General features: G+C 73.0%; 6 protein-coding genes. 1 reads left to right on the forward strand and 5 read right to left on the reverse strand.

The window, feature by feature from the left end:
* Positions 1–158 precede the first annotated feature (158 nt).
* The 5 genes from ACZ4Z1_RS42215 to ACZ4Z1_RS42235 form a co-directional block, all read right to left on the reverse strand.
* Positions 159–1,493 carry an LCP family protein gene (locus ACZ4Z1_RS42215; RefSeq protein ID WP_468492037.1) on the reverse strand — a complete coding sequence of 445 codons (1,335 nt, stop codon included), beginning with the start codon at positions 1,491–1,493 and terminating at the stop codon, positions 159–161.
* A gap of 240 nt (positions 1,494–1,733) precedes the next feature.
* Complete coding sequence (locus tag ACZ4Z1_RS42220; protein ID WP_468492032.1) at positions 1,734–1,988, reverse strand: hypothetical protein; 255 nt, start codon at positions 1,986–1,988, stop codon at positions 1,734–1,736.
* A gap of 131 nt (positions 1,989–2,119) precedes the next feature.
* The gene (locus tag ACZ4Z1_RS42225) at positions 2,120–2,812 is read right to left on the reverse strand and encodes a hypothetical protein (protein WP_468492033.1); all 693 of its coding nucleotides are present in this window, start codon (positions 2,810–2,812) and stop codon (positions 2,120–2,122) included.
* A gap of 55 nt (positions 2,813–2,867) precedes the next feature.
* Entirely contained in the window at positions 2,868–3,833 is a 966-nt protein-coding gene (locus tag ACZ4Z1_RS42230) for a M56 family metallopeptidase (RefSeq protein ID WP_468492034.1), read from the reverse strand.
* Between the two features lie 7 nt (positions 3,834–3,840).
* Entirely contained in the window at positions 3,841–4,275 is a 435-nt protein-coding gene (locus ACZ4Z1_RS42235; protein ID WP_468492035.1) for a BlaI/MecI/CopY family transcriptional regulator, read from the reverse strand.
* Positions 4,276–4,445: 170 nt separating this feature from the next.
* On the opposite strand from ACZ4Z1_RS42235, the gene ACZ4Z1_RS42240 reads away from it, so the two are divergent.
* Positions 4,446–5,021 (forward strand): TerD family protein, encoded by a 576-nt coding sequence (locus ACZ4Z1_RS42240; protein ID WP_468492036.1) that lies wholly within the window; start codon positions 4,446–4,448, stop codon positions 5,019–5,021.
* The last annotated feature ends 108 nt before the right edge of the window (positions 5,022–5,129 follow it).

Genomic DNA, 5,129 nt, shown 5'->3' on the forward strand with positions numbered 1-5,129 from the left:
GCCCGTACGGAGTGCGCGTTCAGCCGGCCGGTGCCCGGTCGAGCGACAGGCGGCGGGGGGGGGGGGGGGGGGGGGGGGGGGGGGTCGGGGCCCCCCCCCCCCCCCCCCCCCCCCCCCCGCCGTTACGGGTGGCCCGAGCCGTTCCGGGCCACCTGGGCTCAGCCCGTCGTACTGAATCCCTCGCCGACGGTCAGCGTCACCACGCCCGGCCCGGCGGCCGCCGTGTCCGCCGACTTCTCCGTCTTCACACCCGTCAGCCGGGCGGAGAGCACCTTGGCCTGCGCCTCCAGGGCCGCGGGGTAGGTGATGGCCGTCTCGTTGGCGCCGGGGGCCGCGTTGCCGGTGGAGACCACCGTGAATCCCAGCTTGCGCAGGTCCGCCGCCACGCCGGCCGCGTAGCCGGGCGTCCCCGTGCCGTTGAGGACCCGTACCTTCACCGAGCGCGCCGTGACCAGCTTCTTGGCCTCGGCGGCCAGCTTGTCCTTGCTGACCTCCTTGTCGTGCGCCAGATCGCTGAAGAGGCCGCCGGCCTGCGGGTACTGCCACACCACGTTCGCCTTGTCGGTGGGCACGTCCGCCTCGCGCGCGTAGTTCGGCACGGTCAGGAAGGTGAGCCGGTCGCTGGGGATGCCCTTGACCGTGGAGGCCAGTTCGGACAGCGGCTTGACGCCCGCCAGCTCGTTGTCGGTGGTGATCGACTTGGTGGCCGAGTCGAGGAAGTCGTACAGCGCGCCCGGGCTGGTCAGCTTGGACTGGGCCTTCTCGCCGAGCGCCTTCATGAACTCCTGCTGGCGGCCGATGCGGCCGAGATCGGAGCCGTCGCCGACGCTGTAGCGGGTCCGGACGTAGCCGAGCGCCTTCTCGTCCTGGACGTTCTGGCAGCCCGCTTCCATGTCGAGGTGCGCCTTCTTGTCGTGGATCGCGGTCTTCGGGCAGACCTCTATGCCGCCCAGCGCGTTGACCATGCCCTTGAAGCCCTGGAAGTCGACCGAGACGAAGTGGTCGATGCGCAGCCCGGTGTTCTTCTCGACGGTCTTGATCGTGCAGGCCGCCGCGTTGGCGACGTCCCCGCTCTCGCCGCCGATGGTGAACGCTTCGTTGATCTTGAAGTGGTGGGGCTTGGACTTCTGGCCCTTGCCGGTGTCGCAGGACGGGATGGACACCCAGGAGTCGCGCGGGAAGGAGACGGCGGTGGCCCACTCGCGGTTGGCGGCGATGTGCAGCACCATCAAGGTGTCCGACTGCATCGTCTCCAGGTTCTTGCCGTACTTGGAGTTGGCGCCCGCACGGCTGTCCGACCCGACGACGAGGATGTTCTTGGAGCCGGGGCTGAGGTTGGCGGGACGGTCGCCGCCGAGGCGGCTGCCGACGTCCGCGCCGTGGATGTTGCCGTCCAGCTTGAAGTAGATCCAGCCGCCGACACCTGCCGTGATCAGCAGGAGGATGCCGATGACGCCGCCGGTCCAGGCGAGGATCCGCCCGCGCCGGGTCATCCGGGCCTTGCCGGGCCTGCGCCCGCGGCCGGAGCCGGCGGCGCGGCGTGAGCGGCCGGGGCCCGGACGGCCGGCCCGGCGGGAGGCGCGGGGACCGGCGGAACCCGCGGTGCTGTCGGGGCCCGCGGGGCCGGTGCGGCCCGCGGGGCCGGAAGTGACCGAAGTGCCGGTCTGGCCGGAGGATGCGCCCCGCCGGGGCCGGTGCCTGTCTTGCACGCTCTCATGGTCCTTCTGGATGCGTCAGATGCCCGCGCTCGGCAGAACGAGAATCCGGTCGGGGTCGTACGGAAACCACTGCGGGCAACTGCCGCCGCTGCCGCGCATCGTACGCAACCTGCACCACAGTTCGCCCGTCCCGTCCCGCCACCAGGCGCTGATACGGCCCAATTCCCATCCGCCGTCGGGGTGTTGCAGCTCCACCGGCTGGTAGACCCAGCGCACCTCCGCCTCCGGAGGAGGACCGCCTCCCGGCGGGGGCCCGGACCTCGTCGTCATCTCCCCCTCCCGCCACGCCCGTTGCGAACGTTTCGGCGCACTTTACAGGCCGGTTCTACAGGGCTGTAGAAGGGAACGGGTGTGGGGCGGATCACAGGGGCCGGTGGGTGGAGGAGAGGGGCGGGGCGGAGTCAGGTCCGGGGGAAGGTGGCCGGTGCGTTCAGGTGGTTGCCGGGAGGGCTGTCGCCTTTCTTCCACCGAGGGGCGTACGCGCACGGAGTGTACGTCTCGCTCCGCAGGAGCTCATCGTCGCCGTCCCAGTCGACGGAGTGGTGTGCGGGCTCTCCGTTCGAAGCGGCACCCTCGCGCACCGCGACGAGCTGCCACGTGTTGTCGTAAAGCTTCCCGAACGCCGTGATGCGCCAGCCGGTGTTCTTCAGGTGGTCCCGCAGCCGCTCCAGCGCGGGAAGGACCGTCCTCCACGGCATCCGGTCCAGTACCCATACGTGGCTGAGCCGATAGGCCCCGTCCACGGGCGGGTCTTCGGCACTGGCCGCGCCGATCTGGTGGCAGGGGTTGGAGACGAGCGTGTTCACCGTGCGCGGTCCGGGCTCGCCGAGCCTGCCCCCCGGTATCGCGCGCCGCAGCCCCAGGGCCCGGTAGGCGTCCTCGGACGTGCTGACGACACGTTCAGCCATCGTCTCCGGGGCCACCTCGACGTAGTCCTCGGGCGCCGCCGTCTCGTTCGTGCTGAAGGCCAGCACTCCCAGCATCAGGAGGATCGGGGCGACTGCCGCGATGCAGTGGCCGAGGGCGGACAGCTCGGGAGCCGTATGCGTCCCGATCCGGTCGGCGGCGGTGCTGTCTTCTCTCACGGTCGTCACCGCCGCATCGTACGGAGCGCCTGTCCGCAGCGGAACGGGCCACCCTGAGGGCGGGTCACAGCGGCGTGGCCGCCTTCAGGACGAGGAAGAGGGCGACCGCCGCGTTTAGCGCGGACAGGGCCGAGGCGGCGGTGCCCGCGGCGGCGACCAGGGCGGCCAGGCCCGCCGGGGTGAGGGCGGGCGGCCAGCTGCGGGCCGGGGGCACGGGGCCCAGGAGGGCCGCCACCCGGCGCGGTACGGGGCCCGGCTCGGGAGCGGCGAAACCCGCCAGCAGCGGGCCGGGCGTGGGCCGGGAGACCAGTGCGGCCTTGCCGACGGCCCGCGCGGTCAGCCGCCGGTCGCCGACGGTCCGCGCCGCTTCCTCGTCGGCCCAGCGCTCGGCGCTGAAGGCGACCGCCGTACGCAGCGGCAGCAGCAGCGGGTTCGCGCAGCCGGCCAGCCGTACGGCGAGCTGGAAGCGGTGGTGGCGTTCGGTCAGGTGGGCCCGCTCGTGGGCGAGCAGGGCACGGCGCTCGTCGCTGTCCAGGCTGCGCAGCATGCCGCGGGAGACCGCGATCCGGCCGGGCCGCGCGGGTCTGCCGGGGCGGGCGGGCAGGCCGGGTACGGCGTAGGCGTAGGGGGTGTCGTCGGGCAGCACCGCCAGTTCCGTGGCGGACGGCAGGCCGTCCAGCGCGCGGTGCGTACGGGAGCGCACACGGTAGTGGCGGCGCAGCTCGGTGCCGCAGGCCGTCAGGACGGCGGCGAGCCCGGCGATCGCCGCCGTACCGGCCACCTCGGCGCTCGGTACCGCGGCCCGTACCTCCGGGTCGGACCAGCCGTCGGGCAGCGGGTTGCCGGGGAGCTGGGCGGTGCCCACCACCATGAGCAGTCCCAGGCACAGCGTGCTGCACACGCCGAGAACCACGGCCAGGGCGGTCAGCAGGCGGGTGGTGCCGCGCGGGTGCAGGTGCTGGCCGGCGAGGCGGGCGATCGGCAGCGCGGTCAGCGGCAGGACGAGCGGGAGGAAGACGAAGACGCCCATGGGTCAGTCAGGCTCCGGAACTCTCGGGCTCTCCGGGGTCCTCGCCGGTGGCGCGCTCCAGCAGGGTGCGCAGCAGCTGTTCGTCCTGGGCGGAGAGCGCCGAGACGAAGCTGGCCAGGACGGCGTCCCGGTCGGACTCGCTGTCCAGGACGCGGCGCATCCGCAGGGCGGCGAGCCCGGCCTCGTCGGCGGCCGGGGTCCACACGTAGGACCGGCCGGCGCGTTCGCGGGTGACGGCCTTCTTGGCGTGCAGGCGGGAGAGGATCGTCATCACCGTCGTGTACGCGAGGTCGTCGCCGAGGTGGTCCTGCACCCAGGCGGCGGTGGCGGGCCCGGGTGCCTGGTGCAGCGCGGCCAGTACCTGTGCCTCCAGCTCGCCCTGGCCCCGGCGGCGCGCGCGGTCGCGCCCGCCCGGATGGCCGCCGAAGGGGTCCCCGTTCATTGCCGTCGCCTCCCGTTCGTGCCGCACGCCCCGCGCGGCGGGGGCGTGGCCCGATCCTACTGAGCGGCCCGGGAACGCGGCCCGGTCCTCGTTCGTCATGCTCTACAGCACTGTAGATTTTGTGGCCCGCCGCACAGGAAAGGCCACACCCCGACCCGGGAGGAACATCCATGGGAGTCTCGCTGGCCAAGGGCGGCAACGTCTCGCTGTCGAAGGAGGCGCCCGGCCTGACCGCCGTGACGGTGGGCCTCGGCTGGGACGTCCGTACGACCACCGGCACCGACTACGACCTGGACGCGAGCGCCCTGCTGTGCAACGAGTCGGGCAAGGTCGTCTCGGACCGGCACTTCGTCTTCTACAACAACCTCACCAGCCCGGACGGCTCGGTGCAGCACACCGGCGACAACCTCACCGGTGAGGGCGAGGGCGACGACGAGTCGGTCAACGTGAACCTGGCCGGCGTGCCCGCCGAGGTCTCCAAGATCGTCTTCCCGGTGTCCATCCACGACGCGCAGGCCCGCGGCCAGAGCTTCGGCCAGGTCCGCAACGCGTTCATCCGGGTCGTCAACCAGGCCGACGGTAACGAGCTGGCCCGCTACGACCTGACCGAGGACGCCTCCACCGAGACCGCCATGGTCTTCGGAGAGCTGTACCGGCACGGCACGGAGTGGAAGTTCCGCGCGGTCGGCCAGGGCTACGCGTCCGGGCTGGCGGGCATCGCGGCGGACTTCGGCGTCAACGTCTGAGCCGCGTCCGAAAGCGAGTGGTACGACGGCGGGGGGGGGGGGGGGGGGGGGGGGGGGGGGGGGCGGGGGGGGGGGGGGGGGGGGGGGGGGAGGGGGGGTGGGAGGGGG

The sequence above is a fragment of the Streptomyces sp. NPDC030165 genome, assembly GCF_055573595.1.

What these genes read in the sequence shown, in the direction of transcription:
- ACZ4Z1_RS42215 (WP_468492037.1), bottom strand. Translation starts at nt 1,493, where the DNA reads ATGACCCGGCGCGGGCGGATCCTCGCCTGGACCGGCGGCGTCATCGGC.
- ACZ4Z1_RS42220 (WP_468492032.1), bottom strand. Translation starts at nt 1,988, where the DNA reads ATGACGACGAGGTCCGGGCCCCCGCCGGGAGGCGGTCCTCCTCCGGAG.
- ACZ4Z1_RS42230 (WP_468492034.1), bottom strand. Translation starts at nt 3,833, where the DNA reads ATGGGCGTCTTCGTCTTCCTCCCGCTCGTCCTGCCGCTGACCGCGCTG.
- ACZ4Z1_RS42235 (WP_468492035.1), bottom strand. Translation starts at nt 4,275, where the DNA reads ATGAACGGGGACCCCTTCGGCGGCCATCCGGGCGGGCGCGACCGCGCG.
- ACZ4Z1_RS42240 (WP_468492036.1), top strand. Translation starts at nt 4,446, where the DNA reads ATGGGAGTCTCGCTGGCCAAGGGCGGCAACGTCTCGCTGTCGAAGGAG.